This window comes from Parahalioglobus pacificus (assembly GCF_014652275.1).
Taxonomy (GTDB): Bacteria; Pseudomonadota; Gammaproteobacteria; order Pseudomonadales; family Halieaceae; genus Parahalioglobus; species Parahalioglobus pacificus.
Genome location: NZ_BMYM01000002.1, coordinates 566685 through 586572 on the forward strand (window position 1 = coordinate 566685; position 19888 = coordinate 586572).

Sequence of the window (19888 nt, forward strand, 5' to 3'; positions counted from 1 at the left end):
CGACGGCGAGGTAGTACCACAAGGAGTTAGCAATGCCGATGTTCCTGCGACAACTGAAACATAACCTGCTAATGGCACTGACCAAATTTATGGTGCAGTTCATGCCAGGTGCCAGCCACATGGCGTTTATTGGTGCGGGCAGCGCCCGGCAGCTGGCAAACTTGATTGTCGGCAGCGGTGTGAGCAAGGTCTTGGTGGTCACCGACAAGCCCCTGCGAGACCTGGGGGTGGTGGATACCGCAGTGGCAGGGCTGGTGGATGCCGGACTGGATCTGGCGTACTACGACGGTGTGCTGCCCGACCCGACCTTCGATCAGGTAAGCGAAGGCGTTGCAGTGCTTCGCGAGCACGGCAGTGAGGTTGTGTTGGCCATTGGGGGCGGCTCGTCCATGGATGCTGCCAAGATTATCGCTGCCAGCTCCGCCAGTGAAGACGACCCGCGCGACTGGATCGGCTTTGGCAAGGTGAAGCACGAATTCCCCAAAATCTATGCCATCCCCACCACTTCCGGTACAGGTTCAGAGGCCACCATGGGAGCCGTGATCTCTGACCCGGAAACCCACGAGAAGGGCGTTATTTCTGGCGCGGCCCTGCTGCCTGCGGCCACCGCACTGGACTCGGATCTTCTGATGGGCCTGCCGCCGGCGATAACTGCGGCCACGGGGATGGATGCGCTGACTCATGGGATCGAGGCCTACATTGCTACCTGGGACAGGGGCACGCGCAAGGAGCACGCGCAGGCTGCCATCACATTGATATTCAAGCACCTGGAAACTGCGGTGAACCAGGGTGATAACCGTGAGGCCCGCGAAGCAATGGCCATCGCTGCCTACTATGCAGGGATGGCGATCAATCAGGTCAACGTTGGCAATGTGCATGCCATTGCCCACCAGTTAGGTGGTAAGTATGGCATTCCCCACGGACTGGCCAATTCCCTGGTGCTGCCCCATGTGCTGGAGTTCTGTCGGGAAGAGTGCCAAAGCGATTTGGCCGCGCTGGCGCGCCTGGTGGGTGCTGGCAGCGAGAGCGACAGTGAAGAGCAGTTGGCCCATGCGTTCATCGCAGCGGTCAAAGATTTGCGCACAGCGGTGCATATCGAAGCGCATAGCGACAAGATCAAACCCGAGGACTATCCCTATCTGTCTGACCTGGCCATGGCAGAGGGTGATGGTTATGCCGTGCCCCGTTTGCTGGACAGGAAAAACACGTTTGCCATTCTCTCGCGATTGGCGGTGTGAGCTCACTCTCTAGAAGGTTCGGCCTCTGGCATCAGGGCTTGTCTCGCTATCGAGGCCAGATAGCCAGTGATTGACCAGGGTCATCAGCGCCACGAAATCCTCGGTTTCCCCTTCGCTGCAGGCAAACCCGTGTTGCGCCGACTCGAAGTGGTGGTGTTCAACCGCCACGCCCTCTGCCTTGCAGCGGTCTCCCAGCGCGATGCCCTCGTCTTTGAGCGGATCCCGTTCCGCCGTGATCAGCAATAGATTGTTGAGGCGTGACAGCAGCGGTGATTGCATCAATCGCGCCCGGTCCGCCGCGGCCGGGCTCTGGCCGCCCAGATAGGTGTCCCAGAACCAGCGCATCATTTTGGCACTCAGCACACCGGTATTCGCCTGCTCAATGTAGGAGCCGTAGCCGGCCTCGTAATGGTCCGCCACCGGATACAGCGATAGCACGCCTACCAGGTGGTGACGATTTTGCTCGCGGATTTCTGTGGCTACCGTGATGGCTAGATTGCCGCCCGCGCTGTCGCCGGCCATCACAAATCGCCCATTGAAGGGGGTGATGATCCGGTTGTTATCGATCAGCCAATTGGCAGCCTCCAACGCGTCGTCGTGCGCTGCAGGGTAGTAATCATCGGGTGCCCGGCGGTAGTCGAAGGCGATCACCGAGTGGCCTGTGTAATGGGACAGTGCCTTGCAGAAGCCATCGTGGGTCAGCAGATTGCCGATGACCCATCCGCCGCCGTGGAAGTAGAAAATCAGGGGTTTGCTGCCGCCGTCAGGATGGGCGTATTCCTGCACCGTGATGGCGTGGGGTGTCAGGGGGACGGCGTGCTCCCGGTTGGGTATGTCGAACTTTGATTTACGCCATGCACGGGCGTTGACGAATTGGTACCAGCCCCGCAGTGCCTGTATGTGTAGCGGTGTCATCGTTCTATCCCTGCTGTTGTTTCGGGGTTATCTCATCGAAATCCGCACTTACCTTGTGCTAATGCATTCAGTCGAAACCGACCGTATCCGGGATTTGCTGGTACCAGTAGATGCCCTGCGCATCCAGCGTGCGGGTGACCCGCCCCCGGTGCATCAGGCAATTTAAGTGGGCCATGGTCTCTCCCGTGGCCAGTCCCAGGGAGTGCTCATCAATCTCTCGGTTAAACAAGGCGGAGAAGCAGTCGATGGCGCGCCTTGGGGTTTCCAGATGATGGAAGAGCTGGTCCAGGTCTTTTTTATGAGACTCTAGCAGTTGGCTGAGCCTCACATGCAATCCGTAGAAGGGAGCCTCGTGTGCGGGGAGCACCAACAGGTCATCGGGCAGAATCTCACGGATGCGCGAACTGGAGCGTAGCCACTCTTTCAGGGGGTCGCCGTCGGGCTCGGTCGGGAACACACTGACATTGGGTGTAATGCGCGGCAGCACCTGGTCGCCGGAGATGAGCAGCTTCAGTCCCGGGCAATACAGGCAGACGTGTTCGGGTGAATGGCCTGAACCCACGATCACCTGCCAGTAACGACCGCCGATGCTGATGGTTTCCCTGTCGACCAGACGGCGATAGCTGGGTGGCAACTCATACACGGCTTTGCCGAAGCCGCCGAATCGCTGGCGATACTTCTCCAACTGCTCTTCGGTGTAGCCGGCAGCGCGGTAGAAGCGCAGCGCAACATCCGGCGCTGGCCGGCCGGTATCCGAGGTCAGTGACCGACACATCAGAAACTCTTCCCGAGACATCCACAGTTGGCAGTCAAAACGCTCCGTCAGCCAGCCGGCCAGGCCCACGTGGTCCGGGTGCATGTGGGTACAGATGACGCGCTTGATGGGCTTGCCTTCCATAAAACCGTCGAACAGGCCTTCCCAGAGTTCTCTGGCGTTGCGCAGGTTCAGGCAGGTGTCGATGACAGTCCAGCCATCGTCGTCTTCCAGCAGCCACAGGTTAATGTGGTCTAGCGACATGGGCATGGGGAAGCGCACCCAGTATACCCCGTCGGCGATTTTTTCCGGCTCGCCAGGGGTGGGATCGACCCTGCGACCATACGGGTAGTTGAGCCCGCGGTAAGTCTCTGCTGCGTCTGGAAGCATGGGCTGGTGTTTCCGGGAAGGGGCCGACAATAGTGGGGCTATCGTCGGCGCTTGTCCACACCGCGCCGATTAGCCGACGCCGCGGTCTGCAGCCTCCCAGAAAGGCGCTCGCACCGCTTTCTTGTCCGGCTTGCCCACAGGTGTGAGGGGAATGGCGTCTACAAAGTCCACTGTCTTCGGCGCCTGCACCGAGCCCTTTGCTGACTTCACCTGCTCTTGAATCTCGCCTACCAGCGCATCGCCGGTTTCGGCATCCGGCCGCAGTACGATAACGGCCTTCACCGCTTCGCCCCACTTTTCATCGGGCACCCCGATAACAACCACTTGTGCGACGGCGGGATGCGTGGCGATCACGTCTTCCACCTCTCTGGGGAACACGTTGAAGCCGCCTGTAACGATCATGTCCTTGGTGCGGTCGACGATATAGAGAAAACCGTCCTCGTCCAAACGGCCGACGTCGCCGGTGTGCAACCAGCCGCCGGCGAAGGCCTCTGCGGTTTGCTCGGGCATGTCTTTGTAGCCGTGCATCACCAGCGGGCCACGGACACAAATTTCACCGGGCTCACCGCGTGGCACTTCCTTGCCGTCACTGTCCAGTAGAGCCAGATGCACCCAGGGTGATGGGCGCCCACAGGAACTCAGGCGTTCAGGCTTGGCGGGATCGTGCTCAGCGCGGCGCATGTTCGTTAGCACCATGGGCGCTTCGGACTGGCCGTAAAACTGGTAGAACACCTGCCCCCACTTATCGATGCCCTCCTGCAGGCGAGCCGGGCTCATGGGAGAGGCGCCGTAGAAGATGGTTTCCATACTGGACATGTCAGCCGTTGCGGAGCGCGGCGAGTCCAGCAGGAAATAGAGCATCACGGGTACCAGCATGGTGGCAGTGATTTTGTGTTCTTCCACCATGTCGAAGAAAGAGTCCGGAGTGAATCCCTGCATCACGTAGAAAGCGCCACCGCGCTGGAGTACAGGTATAAAGAAGGCAGCAGCCGCGTGCGACAGTGGAGTTGCGATCAGCATCCGCAGCGGATCGGGCAGTTCCCACTCTGCCATTTGTATCTGTGTCATGTAGGCAGCGACGCTGTAGGGGCTGAGTACGCCTTTGGGCTTTCCGGTGGTCCCGCCGGTAAAGGTAATGCTAGAAATGTCATCCGGTGAGATATCCGGTGCTACCAAAGGCTGAGCCTCAAACCCATCGGCGATGGCCAGGTAATCGTCGCCGTGGGCGGTGGGTCCAAAGGCCAGTAACTGCAGGCCCGGGATGCGCTCGGCCAGGGCCTTGGCGTGATCGTCGAACACCGTTGGATCGTAGACCAGTGCGGACACCTCGGCGGCCTCCAGCACGTAGGCGTGATCGTCCAGCGAGCCCAGTGGGTGCAGTGGTGTGCCGATGCAGCCTGCCAGTTGCATAGCGGCAATGTTGGACAGTACCTCTGGACGGTTGGCTGAGAGCACGGCAATGACCTTGCCGCCTTTCAGGCCCTGCGCATGCAGCGCCTGCACCATGCAACTGGTGGTTTCGCGGACCTCGCGATAGGTAGCGACCCGGTCGCCCAGGTACAGACAGGGTTCGTCGTTATAGCGATTCAACCCGTCGATCAACAGATGAGGCATCAGCGGGGGGTGGTTAAGCGAATCCTGGCTCATAGTCGTGCTACTCCTGATCAAGGCGCAGGTTGCGCCGTGTATATAGGTGCCCAGTGTGAAAGTCTGCGCGCTGCGATCAATGGCAGTAGCGGCCAGTTGCGTTGATGCAGGGTGCGCGCTTCGGACAGTGCCAGTGTCGGGTACGGCCAGAGGCGGGATGTGCAGCAGACAGCAACTATAAGAAGCCACCGTTTGTAACCCTGTGTGAATGGCCTGCAGTGGCCTAGAATACGCCCATTCGAATCAGCCCGGATACTGCCATGAGCGAACACCGTTACAACCAGCCACTGGGCGGCAATGAAATGCCGCGCTTTGCGGGCCACGCCACCATGTTCCGCTTGCCTACAGCAACGACGGCCGAGGGCTTGGATATTGCGCTGGTGGGCGTGCCGCTGGACATCGGCACTAGCAATCGAGGCGGAAGTCGTTTTGGCCCGCGTGAGATTCGGTGTGAGTCGGTGATGGTTCGTCCCTACGGTATGTACACCGGGGCTGCACCTTTTGACTCCTTCCAGGTTGCCGATGTGGGCGATGTGGCTTTGAACACCTTCTCGCTGGAGAAATCGATTGGCATCATCGAGGACCACTTTGACGGTCTGGTGGCGCAGGGCGCAAAAACCGTGTCAGTGGGCGGCGATCACACCATTGCCCTGCCCATCCTGCGGGCGGTGGCAAAGAAGCATGGCCCCGTTGCGTTGGTGCATGTGGATGCCCACGCGGATACCAACGATCATATGTTTGGTGAGCCCATCACACATGGCACCATTTTCCGTCGTGCTATCGAGGAGGGATTGGTGGACCCGAAACGGATGGTGCAGATTGGTCTGCGCACCACCGGGTATTCGGCCGAGGATTTTGATTGGGCGCGAGGCCAGGGTGTTCGCGTGGTGCCCGCTGAGGAGTGTTGGCACAGCTCGCTGGCGCCGCTGATGGCACAAGTGCGCGAGCAGATTGGTCCGGATGTGCCCACCTACCTAAGCTTCGATATTGATGGGCTGGATCCCGCCGTAGCACCCGGTACAGGGACGCCAGAGCCTGGAGGGCTGACAAGCATTCAGGGCATTGAAGTGATTCGCGGTTGCTGGGGGCTCAACCTGGTGGGCGCCGATCTGGTAGAGGTGTCTCCGCCGTACGATACCAGCGGCAATACCTCCCTACTGGCGGCTAACCTGCTGTTTGAAATGCTCTGCAGCTTCCCCGGCTGTTTACGGCGCTGACTGGTGCTAGTCGAGGCGCTTGTGGAAGCGAGCGCTGGCTACCAGCAGTAGTAGGGCGGTGAAGCCCAACAACCAGAGAATGTCAGGCAGCATATGGCCGGCGTCGGCACCACGCAGCACAACACCTCGCACCAGTCGGATGTAGTGCGTGGCGGGAAAAGCCTCTGCGATGTATTGCGCAGCCTCGGGCATCGCGTCATAGGGGAACATAAAGCCGCTTAACAGAATGGATGGCAGCAACACGAAGATGGTCATCTGCATGGCCTGAAGCTGGGTGCGGGCAAGGGTCGAGATCAGCAGGCCCAGTGTCAGTGACGCGGCGATAAACGCCAGTGTCACCCCAGCCAGCGCTGTGAAACTGCCCGCAAAGGGGATGCGGAATATCCAGCCGCCCAGCCCAAGAATGATGCCTACCTGCACACAGCCCACCAGCACATAAGGCAGCAGCTTTCCGATCATCAGCTCTAGCGGCAGCACGGGTGTGGTGATCAACAGCTCCATATTGCCACGCTCCCGCTCCCTCACCAGGGCCAGGGAGGTAAAGAGAATCATGGTCATTGTGAGCACAACTGCTGTGAGCCCCGGAACGATGTTGACCTCGGATCTGCGCTCGGGATTGAACAGCAGCGCCATCTCAAAGCTGGGCGTACTGGCGCTGTAAGCCCCGGGGGGCGCACCGGCTTCCAGCCGCAATGGCATGGATCTCAGTGCAAGCAGGGCAGAGCTGACCATCGTATCTGAAGCATCCACCAGCCACTGCGCAACCGTGCGACCAGAGGCGATTCTCTGGGGCAGATTCTCAGGAAAGATCAGGGCGGCGCGAATCTCGCCGGCGACAATGGCCGCTTCTGCTGCATCAGGGGTGTTGTAGGTCGCCACGATATCAACCACCTGGCTGACCCGCACCTGTTCGGTGATGACGCGCGCGGCGGCACTGCCGCTCAGGTCCACGACTCCGATGGGGATGTCGCGCACCATGGTATTGATCGCGTAACCAAACAGCAGCAACTGCACTAGCGGGATCATGATGATCATGCCGAAGGTCATTCGATCGCGTGACATATGCGCGAACTCTTTCAGCGTGACCGCGTTGATTCGGCGCAGGCTCAACACGGTGTCTCGTCCGCCTGTGTTGTCTCTACAAAAACATCCTCGAGGGTTGCCTTGGCAGGCTCGCAATGCAACGTCTGGTCGCCCGGCAGCCACTGTTTGAACACACCGATGTCCTGCACGGGCTTCTTCAGCAGTACCCTAAGACGATCACCTTGCTGCGCGGCAGACAGCACTTCGTTTGATGTCATTAGCTGCTGCCTCACTGCACGCAGGCCATCACCCTGCACATCGATGACCCGCCCCTTGAGTGCGCCCATAAGGTCGGCGGGGACGCCCTGGGTCTTGAGATTGCCGTTATCCAGAATGGCCAGTTGGTGACAGCGCTCGGCCTCGTCCATGTAGTGTGTGGACACCAATAATGTAGTGCCGGCCTCGCTCAGGTCGAACAGGGTTTCCCAGAAGTCGCGCCGATTTTGTGGGTCTACTGCCGACGTGGGTTCATCCAGAAACAGCAGCTCTGGCTCATGCAAGGTGGCCGCTGCCAGCGCCAGCCTTTGGCGTTGCCCGCCGCTCATGGCACCTGCCTGGCGACTGCTGAGTGGCTCCAGATTGAACTGGTTTAGTAACGTCGTGATGCGCATCTGTCGCTGGCTGTTGTCCAGGCCATAAATGCGTGCCAGAAAGTTCAGGTTTTCCTTACAGCTGAGGTCATCGAACAGGGAGAACTTTTGCGTCATGTACCCAATGCGCCGGCGCAGTGGCTCGGCCTGCTCTGGTAACTGGAAGTCCAGTGCTCGCGCCGTGCCCGCGCTGGGGGTCAGCAGCCCGCAGAGCATACGGATCAGTGTAGTTTTGCCGCTGCCGTTGGGACCCAGGAATCCGTAGATCTGGCCGTGGGCTATCTCAAGGTCTACGTCGTTCACGGCGACCAGGTCGCCGAAGCGCCGTGTTAGGCCATTGGCAACGATAGCCGCATCAGTCATCCGTTAACTGCACCTGAGCGGGAACCCCTGTGGGTAGGTCATTGCCGTTCTCGATATCAAACTCTGCCATGTAGACCAGGCGTGCACGATCAGAGGCGTTTAATGCGTAGTAGGGCGTAAACGAGGGGTCGTTGGCAATCCAGCGCAGTGTGCCTGTCAGTGCTTGCGCCACACCGTCTACGTGCACTGCCCGTCGGTCACCGATCCGCAAACTGGCGCGATAGGGCTCCGGGATGTAGACGCGAGCATAGGGTGATGTGTTCGCCAGCATAATCGCCAGAGTCGCGCCCGGGCTTACCCGTTCGCCCACGTTCCAGGGCAGGCTGTCCAGATAAGCGTCGCGTGTTGCGACAACGCTCAGCTCCGATAGCCGGTGCTTTTCCAGCGCAAGCTGGGCGCGCGCGGCTTCCAGCGCGGCGGCGCCCTGTGCCAACTGTTCCGGTCGCGTGCCATTTGTGAGCAGGAGCAAGGCTTCGCGGGCGGTCTCCAGATTCGCCTCGGCTTCGTCCCGGCTGGCCAACGTGCTATCCAGCGTAGCCTTGGCGGCCAGCTTTTGCTCGAACAGTTGCTCGGCTCGGTCATAGTTCACGGTAGCCTCAGTCAATGCCGCCTCTGCCCCGGTGACCCGGGCTGTCGCTGCAGCGATATCTTCAGTGCGTGCACCATTACGCAACTCTTCAAGTCGTGCTTGAGCCTGTGCCACCTCCGCCTGGGCGCGGGAGACAATGGCCTGTTGGCGCCTGTCATCCAACTGCACCAGCAGGGTACCGGCGCTGACCTGACTGCCCTCCAGCACCGGTTGATCGGTGATGATTTCATCTGCTGTGGCTTTGAGTACGACCCGATCACGCTCCAGGGTGCCTAATGCCTCAGTGCCATCTGGATTGCCGCAGGCGCTGAGCATACTCGTAGCGACAATAACCAGAACTAGCGCATGCCACATAACTATCTGCTCCGGAGTTCGATTGATTTGAATAAAGCGTAGCCTAGATCAGGCAAGCGGGGGATCATCGTGGTCTCTCTACAGTTCCATTGCTATGACCGCGCACCCGCTTAATGCGTGGACCTGTACAGTCACACCGGAGCAGCCGTAGGGGGTTATATGATGGCAGGCCCCTGTGCGCTGAAGCCAGCCAGACCGGGTAGCGCAAGCGCGAGATCATTCTCGCTTAAGCCAAACCATCGACCCAACGGTGCAGCGTATTGTTCTACGGATGTTGTGGGTATTAATCGCCCGTTGCCAGCATCCTGTGCGTGCCCCAAGGTGGGAGGAGGTATGCTGCCGTAGATTCTTCCGCCGTTCACTGCGCCACCAACCACGAAGTGGTGTGCACCCCAGCCGTGATCTGTTCCGTCGCCATTTATCGTTAACGTACGACCGAAATCAGCTGCTGTAAATGTTGTCACCTGCTGCGCGACGCCCATTTCTACAGTGGCTTCGAAAAATGCTGCGATGCTATCGGACACGGACTGCTGAAGTGGCGGTAGATCCGTTGCCTGGTTGTCGTGGGTGTCGAAGCCTCCCAACGCGACGAAAAAGACCTGGCGAGAGGCCCCAAGCTGCTGACGTGCTGCGATGGTATTCGCGACCTGAGCCAGCTGCCCCCCCAGACGATCCTGTGGGAAGTTCTGGCTGGGTGGTGTTGTATCTGCCAGTGCGCGGCTCATGGTCTCATTGCTTGCTAACGCACGCCGGCTGATGTTCACAAAGTCGCGCGCGAACAGGTTCTCGGAGGTATCTCCCTGTGCAGCGAAATGTGCCTCCAGCGCACTTGATAGCTCGGGTGCGCCTTGCCGGCGTGCAATCTCGATGAGCTCGATTGCCGGTACTCCTGAGGCATCAAGCTGAAATGGATTGGCGGCCTCGCCGTTCAAGAACACCGTGTTACCGGCAATAGAGACGCTCAGGAAATCGCTATTGATGCCAGCACGTATCGAAGCGTCACTAAAGGCTCCACCCCAACCCAGCTGTGCGCCTTCTGGTGCAAAGGCCATCCAAGTGGATTGCTGATCATTGTGAGAAAAAAGGCGCTTGGGCAGCGCGCCCTTGTCATTGGAGAAAATGCTGCTGTCCACAGGGGTGATCAAGGGGCCAACGTTGCCGACGATTGCCGCTTGGCCTTGGTTGAATAGCGACTGAAGGCCTGACATTTCGCGTGGGAGCGCATACGAGGGCTCGGCCCCCTGTGAGTTGAGTGGCAACAGGTCCTCTCGATCTCTGTTCGCATTGGCTGACGCTTGATACTGCTGAAGTAGCGGTGCGCGCAATTGGGCGTACATGTCCCAGGCGGGTTCATCATAGGGAATCACGGTGTCGTGGCAGTCCATGCCCCCAAAGAGAAACACGCACACCAACGCTCGGTAATCATCATCGGCCGCGAGCGATCGAGTACTGGTCAGTGTAGTGACCGTGGGGATGGCGCTCGCTAGCGGTAGTGATAGGAGGGTGTTCAAAAAGCGTCGTCGGTTTTGTGGCATGGTGAGCTCTCCTATCTCAGAACGATATAGTCGGGAGTAGTGAGTACAAGGAGGCTTGCAAGGCGCGCGCGCAACCTGCGTCCGTCATCCGTCGAACCATCGATATCTGACACGATGTTGCGAATTCGATTGGCACTCGCCTCCGTCAGCGTGCCATGTGTGAGTCTCTCATTCAGTAACGCTATGAGGTCTTCAGGCGAATCGGCAACGGCCTCGGCATCGCTGTAATCGGCGATAAAGGCCCTGTCTCCCCCGCCGTCAAATTGCGGAGCCTGACCGAAAACATACGGTGTTAAGAAGTTCGGATAACCGATAACACTGGGTGCATTCGTGATCTGAAACTCTGGGGCATTGAGGCCGGCCTCGCCGGTCAGCGTGCCCGGTGCGATATAGCCCGGACGGTAGAAGTTAAATACGGAAGGTGCGCGATAGGGGTGTTGACCGAGCGCGGTTGTATCACTGGTATCCTGCAACAGTAGTTCATTGGCGGCCACTGCGCTGTTCACTTCAAATGCCCGCGCCCAGTGTGTGAAGCGCAAGATGGGCTCGCGAATTTTTCCGCTGCTACCTTGGTCGCTCCTCTGGATGTCGCGGGCATCCACATCGAACAATACGGCAGCGATTGTGGCCCCGAGATCGCCACGTTCACCGCTACCTATGCGAGCGCCCGAGGGCAGCAGATAGGTGCCGACGTCGAACGCGGCTGCGACGCGTTCTACATATTCCACATCGGGCGAGCTGCTGGTGAATCGTTGAATTAGCTGACGGCCGATGAAGGGCCCCATATTCGGATGATCAAAAATAATGTCTAAGGCTTGGCCGATACTGCTTTCTGCGCCAGTGCCGGCAGTAATTGTGGAGCCCAAGAACGATTTCTCTTGTTCAGAGTGGAAGTTATCGAATGTCTGTAAGGGACTGTAAAACGAATTCAGTGGTAAGTCTTGCAGGCGGGCTTGATATTCGGCCCCTGCGAAGCTCAGTCCAGTGAATACCTTTGCAAGTCCTGTAATGTCGGTGTTGTCAAAGATCTCTACGGGCTCGCCCAACTCGTCCGTGTTGGGTACGCCGTTGGCTTGGAGTTCAATGAGTCCCAGGGTGAAAAGCTGTAGCAACTCCCTCGCATAGTTCTCGTCAGGTACCTGTCCTGTTGCTGGGTTTGCCTTGCTGTTGCGTAAGTAGGTGAGGTAAATGGCCATAGCAGGCGAATACGTCACCTCCTCCAGCAGCTGGCGATAGTTACCGAACGCATTGGTTACAAGGATGTCGTTGTAGTGCGCGATCGTCTGCGGTAGCCGGTCGAGGTCGCTGCGATCAGAAACGACCAAAATTTGCGATAGGGCAAACGCCATACGTTGGCGAAGTTGATCGGGTGCAGTGATTGAATTCCGCCAGAACAGAATCGTAGGCAATTGCGAAAGGTTTCTGGGCGTTTGCCCGCGCTCGTCATAGAAAACGCCGCTCTCAGGGAATCGAGAGATCACCTCATCCAGCATCAGTGTAGGCTGCTGTGCTAGCTGCTCGCTGAACCAATCCTCTAGACCAGCATCCAGCACGTCCTGAACGTCTTGTGGCGAGGGACCAAACGTAGCTTGGCTCAGGAAGCGCGTCGCGTTGCTGTGCGTGAGTGCCTCAGGCGGAGGCGCCGGAACAGGTGTCTCCGGTGCGGGCGCCTCCACAGGGGGCGGCGAAGCCGCGGGTGTCGGTGCACTGGCTGTATTGCTGGACGAGCCGCCCCCGCCGCCGCAGGCGACCAGTACAAACGCTGCACACAGCGCGGCAAATCCGTGATGCATTGAGTTCAGAAACATGGATATACGCCTTGTCGAGGTGATGACAGCACTGCGATCAAAGGCTAGGCCAGTGCAGTCTCATCCGTCGAGATAAAAACTGTAAAAAAGCGTAAAGAAGACGCGCGTGGATAAGTTGTCTGCTAAGCCGCAGGTGAATCTCGTTCGAGGGGTGCACTGGAGCTTTCTCGCTTCTACTGCGACGGGACAGTGCCGATGTATTTTGCGCGGGGCCTAATCAGGCGCGAATGCTGCTTGAACTCAAGAAAATGGGCGATATAGCCATACACTCTCGCCATCGCAAACAGGGCGGTGAAGTAATGGTCGGGGATGCCCAGACTGTTGAATACGGCGCCTTTGTAGAACTCAACATTGGCGTGTATCTCCCGTCCGCGTTCGGCAAAAGCGGCCTGACAGGCCTCTTCAACAGCGACCAGCGTGTCTAACAGTTTGCGGCTGTTGGGTTCTGTGCAACGGGCCAGCGCCATGGGTTTGAGGATCGCAGCCCGTGGATCCAGCGTGCGGTACTCCCTGTGGCCCATTCCCATTATCTTCTGCCCCTGGGCAAGACGTTGATTGACCCACTTTGCGGCCGCGGCGGGGTCGCCTATCTCCCTGGCCATGGCCAGCGCAGCCTGATCGGCGCCGCCATGCAAGCGACCGTAAAGCGTGCCGACGGAGGCTGAGATCACGGATTGCAGTGGGGCTTCTGTGCTGGCACAGACGCGCCCTGCGAAGGTGCCGGCATTGAAGCTGTGCTCCATCTGAAGGATCTGCGTTGTGTCCAATGTCGCAACCTCATCATCGCGAGGTAGCTCGCCGCGCAGCATAAACAGAAACCTGCGGTGAAAGTCGGTTTCCGGCAGCTCAGTGATGGCCGTTAGCCCCTGTTCTTTACGAAACAAGGCAGCAATGAGTGCAGAAATTTTGGCGGCAATGGCCAGACCCTGGTTGGCGGCGGGCGCCAGCGGGCCCTCCTCAACCGGGTTCAACAGTGGGATCAGCCCCTGTAATACCAGCATGGGATGCGTGCCTTCTGGCACCGCCTGCAAGAGGGCAATTTCCGTATTGTTCAGCGCCTGCTGACTACGCATGAATTGCGCCAGCTGTTGGTGCTCGGCGTCTGTAGGCCAATCGCCAGTCAGCAGGTACCAGACGACGATCAGGAAGGGTTTGTCCGCCAGATCGGCAATGGGTGTGCCGCGGTAGTTGAGGCTGCCGGAATCGCCCTGTACGTCAGAGAGGGCGGTTTCACCGACGATGACACCAGCCAGATCATTGGAAGCGAGGGGGGATGTTGCCTGCATGTTTGGACCTCCTTGAACGGTTCCCGATGAGTATCAGGACCGAACATGGATAAATCCAAATAATCATGCTTATACTTAAATAAGAAATACTAATACCAAGTTCGCAAATCTGAGTCGGGCGGAGATTGCTCCAAGGCTCGATCAAACGGTGTCGAAAGGCATCGTGCTGGCACCAATCAGGAGAGCGAAATGCGATTCGAAAATGCGGAGTTACGGGCCTTTCGCGCGGTGGTTGAGGCGGGGGGATTCAGCCGGGCGGCCCAGTTACTGTCCCTTAGCCAGTCGGCTGTTAGCCAGGCAGTGGCGGGCCTCGAGGCTAAGCTGGAAACGCCCTTGCTGGAGCGCGGTCGGCAGCAGCGTCTCACTGCAGCGGGACGGCGACTGTTCCGCTACGCAGACGATGTACTGCGAGCCGAACAATCCGTTATCGATGATCTCGCTGGCATTAAGCGTGGTCGCGAACAGCAGCTGCGCGTGGCGCTCAGTGCCTCCATTAATCGCTTTCATGCACCTGAATTAATAAGCGCTTACTACCGGAAGAACCCAGAGTCCGTAATCAATGTTGCGGAGATGCCCAGCCGAAATATTGTTCAAGCGGTGCTGTCAGAGCAGGTGGAACTGGGGCTTGGTCCTTTCCAACGGGGCATGGAGGCCTTCACCACCGTGCCTCTGTACAGCGACACCCGCCACCTCGTGGCTAGCCCCTCACATCCGCGGTTTGACGCCCTTCGTGAGGGTGATGCATCCGCCCTGCGCGGCACGGCACTGATCACATCCGCCCTGGACAATCCTGATTTACGACCCGCCATTCAGCGAATCCGCGACCAGTTCAGCTCGGTGTGGGAAGTCAGTAGCCTGAGCCTTCGCGTGCATATGATCGAGCAGGGGATGGGCGTGGCCTTCATGGATGCTCAGGTACTCGAGCAGTACCCACCCTGCAGCACGTTTTGCATTCTTGGGAGCCTGGAGTTTGGCGAAATCAGGAAGCAGGTGGGTCTGTACAGTCGCAAAGACCGCGTGCTCAGCCGCGGCGCAAGCGCCTTTGTCGAACTTTGCCGCGCTCATTGGAGCGTTTAGAGTGTGGGTGCACGCATCGAGAGGGAATTATGGCCGCCAGCCTACGCACCAGTAATCTGTCCAGACTGAAGCAGGGCAATTTTGATGTCCTGATTCTGGGCGGTGGTATCAATGGCGCCGTGTCGGCCGCTGCGCTGGCCGGGCGGGGCTTACGGGTAGCGCTGATCGACCGCCATGATTTTGCCGCTGGGGTGTCTTCCAACTCCTCCAACCTTGCCTGGGGCGGCATCAAATACCTGGAGAGTCATGAGTACCTGCTGGTCAACAAGCTGTGCCTGTCGCGCAACGAGCTGATGCGTGCTTACCCGTCCACCGTAAAAGAGATTCGGTTTTTCACCACCATCCAGCGGGGATTTCGCTTTTGGTCGTTCTTTGTGTTCCTGGGCAGTGTTCTCTACTGGTTGATTGGCCGCTGTAAGACCGCGGCACCGCGCTACCTGACCGCGCGCACGATTGAGGCCGCAGAACCCGAGATCAATACCAGCGAGGCCGCCGGTGGCCTGGAGTACTCGGACTGCTACCTCTACGACAACGATGCCCGATTTGTTTTTAACTTTATTCGCCAGAGCCTGAACTTCGGCTGCATTGCCGCCAACTACGTGGAGGCCGGTGACGCCCGTTTCGACGGCGAGCAGTGGCATGTTGATGCCCGCGATGTCATCGGTGATGAGCGCTTCACGATTCGCGCCAAGGTCTTGATCAACGCCTGTGGTCCCTATGCCGATAGCATCAACCGCGAGTATTCGATTCAAACGGAGCATCACCACCTGTTTTCCAAGGGCGTTCACCTGATTGTCGATCGAGTGACGGACAACCAGCGTGTACTCACCTTTTTTGCCAGCGATGGCCGTCTGTTCTTCCTCATTCCCATGGGTCCAAAAACCTGTATTGGCACGACCGATACGCAGGTTGAGTCGCCCGAGGTTTCAGTCACTGAGGAGGACCGGCAATTCATTCTGGACAACGCTAACGCACTGTTGGACCTACCGCGGCCACTGACCGCTGCCGATATCGTTGCCGAGCGGGTCGGCGTGAGGCCCCTCGCGGTGAAGGGGGAGGGCGGTACTGCTGACTGGGTTCAGCTATCGCGCAAGCACGAAATAGAAACCGACGTGGCACGGCGACACATTTCCGTTTTCGGTGGCAAGCTCACCGATTGCCTCAACGTGGGCGATGAGATCACCGAACGCGTGGCCGAGTTGGGCGTGCCGATTCCGGAGGCGGATAACCGCTGGTACGGCGAACCCGGCGATGCGCTGCGCGATCAGTTCATGCTGCAGGCGCGCCTGATGCAGTTGGACGCCTTAACGGACCCCAGTTCACCCGAGCCTCTGTCGGAGCGCTTCTGGCGTCGCTACGGGGAGTCTGCCTTTGTTTTACTGGAGCGTATTCGGGAAAATCCGGACCAGGCTAAATTGCTCATTCCCAATGCCGAATATGTCAGGTGCGAGATTGAGCTGGCAGCGCGGCGGGAAATGATCATCAAGCTGGAAGATTTTATGCGTCGCCGCTCCAAGATTGAGCTGGTAGTGCGCAATTCAGACATCGTTGCTGCAACTGAAGGCTTGCGGGAGGCTTGCGAGATTCTGTTCCCTGGGCAGTCCAGCGAGAAGCTGGCCGAGTACTTTGAAGACCTGGGCGTTAGCGCCTAGCCCTAGCGACCCTTAGCTGTCTTCTTCGCCAATCAGGGTCAGCCGCAGTTGGGGCCGCGTGGTTGTCGGCGCCAGCCAGATATCCACGAAGTGTTGCCCAAAGTCAGGATCTTCGATGATGCCCAATGGTTGACCGTTGTGGACAAAGCGGGAGCGATTTGACGCATCAAGCTCCAGTACCAGCACGTCGTTTTGCGCTACATCTGGCCACAGTTCAAGTAGCTGTGTCAGCCACTGTTCTTGATTTTCGTGGCTCAGACCCTGGTCATCCCACTCTTTGCGCGTTCTGTCCACCAGCGCCGCTGACTTGATGTCCAGCAGATACTCGATTTCCAGCTTCAGGGGGCGTTGTCCACGTTGGTAGCTACCGCTGTCGGTGTATAGGCGCGAGTAGTAAACGTCCCAGAAAAGCACGCTGAGCTTGGCTTCGCCTACCTTTTGCAGGTCCGCCGCGGACTGCCACTGCAAATCGGCGGCGTTCACCTGTGCAGTGGCGGGCAATCCTTGGCCAAGTACTGCCAGCAGTATTAGCGCAGCAAGTGTATGCGGTGCATTTCGAGTGTTCATGCGCTTGTTACGAGCCCGGCGCAGCGCCGGATTTACTGCTGTGGGGTGCCCCCGTTGCGGGCGCTGGGCCTAGCCGGGCAGCTCGGTGCCGTGTACAGCAAGGTAATGCGAGCTCAGTTTGGGCTCATGGCCTGTTTCGTTGATCTCGTAGAGTCGCTCGTAGCGAGTTTCCCGGATCAACCAGCGCCCATCTTCCTTGACGTAGCGGTCCCAATACAGGGCGGTGCCATAGGTCTTGGCGTTGTGGTTGAGCAACCACATATTATCGGCCAGGTACCAAACGCCCACGGCCTCCGTTTCGCTGAGCAGCCGGATCTCGGGCTGGTGCCCGTTGTGATGCCCCACCGATGCCTTGTTGAAGGCGTACTGGATATTCGCCAGGTAGTCTTTGCGCCCGTTCACGGTCCACTCGTAGGTGCCACCCACAAAGTGCACCAGCACATCTTGGTGGAACAGAGTACCCAGCTCCTCGAGATTTGCGGTATCGATGCAGCGAAAGTACGCGTGCTTCAGCTGTTTAATGGCTTCGATATCCATCAACATCTGTATGCCCTGCTGCAGAGACTGCGGATCGTTGCCTGTGACCTCCAACGGAAGGCCCTGGTCCAGACCCAGTGTCTGTCGGTCGAGTTTCTGGCGTTGTTCAGTCATCGCTGTATCTCGCTTCTTGTGTTTGTTGTCAGTGTACGCAGGGAGTATTTGCCGACAACACGCGGGCGCTCGTTTTGGGCCAGATAGTTAGGCCACTGCGGGGCGATCAATTACAATCCTCTCGCGTCGGGGAGAACAGCGAGCAGTATGTATATCATGGCGAGGTTGCGCACAGTCGTGGTGACGATGGCATCGTCTGTTTCCATGACGAGGTCCTTCGTTGCAATGCTGCTCGCGCTGTCTGTGTCGGCAATGGCCGGTAACCCGGTGACACAAATACATACCGAAGGCATCGAGCAGGGCACCGTTGGTCTCGGCTTTGGCTGGCGCTGGGGTGATAGCCCCTATGTGGGTATCGACGATATCGGCAGCGAGTTCAGCGACAACGATTACGACTTGATGCCCTTCTACTACTACGAAGGCAAGTACCTGTTCGCCCACGGCAGCACAGCGGGTGTCCACCTGCTGGATCGCAACGGCTTTAATTTGGATGCCATCCTGGACTACCGGTTCGACCGACTCGAACCTGAGCGCTCCTCCTTTTTCTCCACAGTCGAGGCGCGAGAGCAGTCACTGGACGGGGGTGTGCAGCTGGGTTGGGAGCAGCCCTGGGGTGAGCTTTCCTTAAGCTGGGTGACGGACACTACAGATAAGCACAACGGTGAGGAGGTCGATCTCACCTATCGATTTACCCAGACCTACGACCGCTGGGTGCTATCGCCCTTTGTCAGCTACCTGCATCAGGACAGCGACCTCGTGTCCTACTATTACAACGTGAGCGCCGCGGAGTCGCGCGATGACTTGCCAGAGTATTCGGCTGGTGCCTCGCAGCGCTGGCGTGCCGGCATTAATACCTCTTATGCCTGGTCGAAGCGCATGCGCTTATTTGCCAACTTCTCCTATGATTGGCTGGGTGATGAGATCAGCGACAGCCCGCTGGTGGATGAGAGTGGCCTGTACTCGGTGATGGTTGGACTGGCCTATGGCTTTGGCAACACGCTGGATAACTCGGGCTCTGGGCGACGTGACTCAGCGCGTGCGGGCGAGTGGAGTTGGCGTATCAACTACGGCTACACCGCAGAGGAGACCTTCCACAAAGTGCATCGTGGCCAGCTGCAGCGCAGCGACGACGTGGACACAAACCTGGTCGGGCTGACCGTCGGCAAGTTGCTGGTGGATGGCCGGCGGGTGGACTACTGGGGCAAAGTATCGCTGAACCGTCGATTGGAGCGCGATGAGCAAGAGGATTTCTTTGAGCTTAATGCCTACGTGATGGCCATGGGCACCGGCTACTCGCCCTGGAGCAACCGCGAAATGTTCCGCTACGGGTTTGGCTATGGTTTTTCTTATGCCGACAAAGTGCCGGCGGTGGAGCAGATCAAGCAGGCCAAGCGAGGCGAGAACACCTCACACTTTCTTAACTACCTGGAAGCACAGGTGGATTTTCCCTTGCGTAATCTATTAGGCGACGGCGGCTGGTGGCGCGACTGCTACGCGGGGCTAACTCTGGTTCACCGCTCAGGCAAATTTGGCCAGGTTGATATCCTTGGCAATGTTTCCGGCGGGTCAGATGTGGTGACGGGCCATTTGGAGTGCGCGCCATGAGGCTGTTATCTGTAGGATTGGCCGCCGCCTTGGCGCTGTGTACAGGCTGCGTGTGGCAGCCGGTGGTGTATGACGAGCCAGCGCAGGAAAAGGCCAGTGCTGCTGTTGCTGCCTTTGAATCCGATGCACGTCTGAACCGCTTCTTCCAAGAGTCAGTTGCTTACGCCGTGTTCCCCGACGCGTTCCGGGCGGGGACAGGTTTTGGCGGCGCGTTTGGTACCGGTTGGTTGTTTGAGTCCGGCGATGTGTCAGCACGGGTGACCTTGTTTGAAGCCTTTGCCGGTGCGGATCTCGGTGCGCAGGTTTACCGCAGCATTATCTTTTTCCGCACCGAGGCGGCGCTGAAGGATTTCAGGCGAGGTAATTTTGAGTTTACCGGGCAGGCCAATGCGGCGCACGTGGTGGGCGGGCAATCCCTGACGCCGGCCTACCATCCTGATGTCGCATTGTTCGTGCAGGTCAAGGGCGGCTTGCTACTTGAGGCTAGTGTGGGGGCGCAGCGCTATGACGTGTTCCCTTTGGCTGAGTCATCCCTTTCGGGCGAGCCTGAATAGGGCTCTACCACAG

The 19888-nt window shown here is 58.6% G+C and carries 17 protein-coding genes; 6 read left to right on the top strand and 11 right to left on the bottom strand.

Features of this window, described 5'->3' with window-relative positions; translation table 11 throughout:
* The first annotated feature begins 32 nt into the window (after window positions 1-32).
* Complete coding sequence (locus IE089_RS11380) at window positions 33-1238, top strand: iron-containing alcohol dehydrogenase (protein ID WP_189477933.1); 1206 nt, start codon at window positions 33-35, stop codon at window positions 1236-1238.
* A gap of 9 nt (window positions 1239-1247) precedes the next feature.
* Here the strand turns inward: IE089_RS11380 and IE089_RS11385 are convergent, their stop codons facing one another.
* The 3 genes from IE089_RS11385 to IE089_RS11395 form a co-directional block, all read right to left on the bottom strand.
* The gene (locus tag IE089_RS11385) at window positions 1248-2153 is read right to left on the bottom strand and encodes an alpha/beta hydrolase (protein WP_189477934.1); all 906 of its coding nucleotides are present in this window, start codon (window positions 2151-2153) and stop codon (window positions 1248-1250) included.
* 67 nt (window positions 2154-2220) lie between these two features.
* Window positions 2221-3297, bottom strand: a complete 1077-nt coding sequence (locus tag IE089_RS11390; RefSeq protein ID WP_189477935.1) for an MBL fold metallo-hydrolase — start codon at window positions 3295-3297, stop codon at window positions 2221-2223.
* A 69-nt stretch (window positions 3298-3366) separates the two neighbouring features.
* A complete protein-coding gene (locus IE089_RS11395; RefSeq protein WP_189477936.1) occupies window positions 3367-4944 on the bottom strand; it encodes an AMP-binding protein in 1578 nt (525 codons plus the stop codon).
* Window positions 4945-5204: 260 nt separating this feature from the next.
* On the opposite strand from IE089_RS11395, the gene speB reads away from it, so the two are divergent.
* Complete coding sequence (gene speB / locus IE089_RS11400; RefSeq protein WP_189477937.1) at window positions 5205-6161, top strand: agmatinase; 957 nt, start codon at window positions 5205-5207, stop codon at window positions 6159-6161.
* A gap of 6 nt (window positions 6162-6167) precedes the next feature.
* Here speB and IE089_RS11405 read toward each other — a convergent pair whose 3' ends face one another.
* The 6 genes from IE089_RS11405 to IE089_RS11430 all read right to left on the bottom strand — a co-directional run bounded on the left by IE089_RS11405 (window position 6168) and on the right by IE089_RS11430 (window position 13769).
* The gene (locus IE089_RS11405; protein ID WP_189477938.1) at window positions 6168-7274 is read right to left on the bottom strand and encodes an ABC transporter permease; all 1107 of its coding nucleotides are present in this window, start codon (window positions 7272-7274) and stop codon (window positions 6168-6170) included.
* Window positions 7268-8197 (bottom strand): ABC transporter ATP-binding protein, encoded by a 930-nt coding sequence (locus IE089_RS11410; RefSeq protein ID WP_189477939.1) that lies wholly within the window; start codon window positions 8195-8197, stop codon window positions 7268-7270. The genes IE089_RS11405 and IE089_RS11410 overlap by 7 nt, the downstream gene beginning before the upstream one ends.
* On the bottom strand, window positions 8190-9140 hold the full coding sequence (locus IE089_RS11415) for an HlyD family secretion protein (protein WP_229802721.1): 951 nt from the start codon (window positions 9138-9140) through the stop codon (window positions 8190-8192). The genes IE089_RS11410 and IE089_RS11415 overlap by 8 nt, the downstream gene beginning before the upstream one ends.
* A gap of 155 nt (window positions 9141-9295) precedes the next feature.
* The gene (locus tag IE089_RS11420; RefSeq protein ID WP_189477940.1) at window positions 9296-10675 is read right to left on the bottom strand and encodes a DUF1501 domain-containing protein; all 1380 of its coding nucleotides are present in this window, start codon (window positions 10673-10675) and stop codon (window positions 9296-9298) included.
* Window positions 10676-10686: 11 nt separating this feature from the next.
* Window positions 10687-12483, bottom strand: a complete 1797-nt coding sequence (locus tag IE089_RS11425; RefSeq protein WP_229802722.1) for a DUF1800 domain-containing protein — start codon at window positions 12481-12483, stop codon at window positions 10687-10689.
* 173 nt (window positions 12484-12656) lie between these two features.
* Complete coding sequence (locus IE089_RS11430) at window positions 12657-13769, bottom strand: citrate/2-methylcitrate synthase (protein WP_189477941.1); 1113 nt, start codon at window positions 13767-13769, stop codon at window positions 12657-12659.
* Window positions 13770-13958: 189 nt separating this feature from the next.
* On the opposite strand from IE089_RS11430, the gene IE089_RS11435 reads away from it, so the two are divergent.
* Both IE089_RS11435 and IE089_RS11440 read left to right on the top strand, forming a co-directional pair.
* The gene (locus IE089_RS11435) at window positions 13959-14846 is read left to right on the top strand and encodes a LysR family transcriptional regulator (protein ID WP_189477942.1); all 888 of its coding nucleotides are present in this window, start codon (window positions 13959-13961) and stop codon (window positions 14844-14846) included.
* A 29-nt stretch (window positions 14847-14875) separates the two neighbouring features.
* Window positions 14876-16498 carry a glycerol-3-phosphate dehydrogenase/oxidase gene (locus tag IE089_RS11440; protein ID WP_189477943.1) on the top strand — a complete coding sequence of 541 codons (1623 nt, stop codon included), beginning with the start codon at window positions 14876-14878 and terminating at the stop codon, window positions 16496-16498.
* Window positions 16499-16510: 12 nt separating this feature from the next.
* Here the strand turns inward: IE089_RS11440 and IE089_RS11445 are convergent, their stop codons facing one another.
* Together IE089_RS11445 and IE089_RS11450 are read right to left on the bottom strand one after the other, a co-directional pair.
* Window positions 16511-17065, bottom strand: a complete 555-nt coding sequence (locus tag IE089_RS11445) for a chalcone isomerase family protein (RefSeq protein WP_189477944.1) — start codon at window positions 17063-17065, stop codon at window positions 16511-16513.
* A 69-nt stretch (window positions 17066-17134) separates the two neighbouring features.
* Window positions 17135-17716: a nuclear transport factor 2 family protein gene (locus tag IE089_RS11450; protein WP_189477945.1), complete on the bottom strand. Its 582-nt coding sequence runs from the start codon at window positions 17714-17716 to the stop codon at window positions 17135-17137.
* A 204-nt stretch (window positions 17717-17920) separates the two neighbouring features.
* On the opposite strand from IE089_RS11450, the gene IE089_RS11455 reads away from it, so the two are divergent.
* Window positions 17921-19321, top strand: coding sequence for a MipA/OmpV family protein (locus IE089_RS11455; protein ID WP_189477946.1), 1401 nt, complete (start codon window positions 17921-17923; stop codon window positions 19319-19321).
* Window positions 19318-19875, top strand: coding sequence for a lipid-binding SYLF domain-containing protein (locus IE089_RS11460; RefSeq protein WP_189477947.1), 558 nt, complete (start codon window positions 19318-19320; stop codon window positions 19873-19875). Before IE089_RS11455 ends, IE089_RS11460 begins: the two co-directional genes overlap by 4 nt.
* Window positions 19876-19888 lie beyond the last annotated feature (13 nt).

Bases quoted from the DNA above. Each gene is read 5' to 3' on its own strand.
- IE089_RS11380 (WP_189477933.1), top strand. From the start codon at position 33: ATGCCGATGTTCCTGCGACAACTGAAACATAACCTGCTAATGGCACTG.
- IE089_RS11385 (WP_189477934.1), bottom strand. From the start codon at position 2,153: ATGACACCGCTACACATACAGGCACTGCGGGGCTGGTACCAATTCGTC.
- IE089_RS11390 (WP_189477935.1), bottom strand. From the start codon at position 3,297: ATGCTTCCAGACGCAGCAGAGACTTACCGCGGGCTCAACTACCCGTAT.
- IE089_RS11395 (WP_189477936.1), bottom strand. From the start codon at position 4,944: ATGAGCCAGGATTCGCTTAACCACCCCCCGCTGATGCCTCATCTGTTG.
- speB (WP_189477937.1), top strand. From the start codon at position 5,205: ATGAGCGAACACCGTTACAACCAGCCACTGGGCGGCAATGAAATGCCG.
- IE089_RS11410 (WP_189477939.1), bottom strand. From the start codon at position 8,197: ATGACTGATGCGGCTATCGTTGCCAATGGCCTAACACGGCGCTTCGGC.
- IE089_RS11415 (WP_229802721.1), bottom strand. From the start codon at position 9,140: ATGTGGCATGCGCTAGTTCTGGTTATTGTCGCTACGAGTATGCTCAGC.
- IE089_RS11420 (WP_189477940.1), bottom strand. From the start codon at position 10,675: ATGCCACAAAACCGACGACGCTTTTTGAACACCCTCCTATCACTACCG.
- IE089_RS11425 (WP_229802722.1), bottom strand. From the start codon at position 12,483: ATGTTTCTGAACTCAATGCATCACGGATTTGCCGCGCTGTGTGCAGCG.
- IE089_RS11430 (WP_189477941.1), bottom strand. From the start codon at position 13,769: ATGCAGGCAACATCCCCCCTCGCTTCCAATGATCTGGCTGGTGTCATC.
- IE089_RS11435 (WP_189477942.1), top strand. From the start codon at position 13,959: ATGCGATTCGAAAATGCGGAGTTACGGGCCTTTCGCGCGGTGGTTGAG.
- IE089_RS11440 (WP_189477943.1), top strand. From the start codon at position 14,876: ATGGCCGCCAGCCTACGCACCAGTAATCTGTCCAGACTGAAGCAGGGC.
- IE089_RS11445 (WP_189477944.1), bottom strand. From the start codon at position 17,065: ATGAACACTCGAAATGCACCGCATACACTTGCTGCGCTAATACTGCTG.
- IE089_RS11450 (WP_189477945.1), bottom strand. From the start codon at position 17,716: ATGACTGAACAACGCCAGAAACTCGACCGACAGACACTGGGTCTGGAC.
- IE089_RS11455 (WP_189477946.1), top strand. From the start codon at position 17,921: ATGACGAGGTCCTTCGTTGCAATGCTGCTCGCGCTGTCTGTGTCGGCA.
- IE089_RS11460 (WP_189477947.1), top strand. From the start codon at position 19,318: ATGAGGCTGTTATCTGTAGGATTGGCCGCCGCCTTGGCGCTGTGTACA.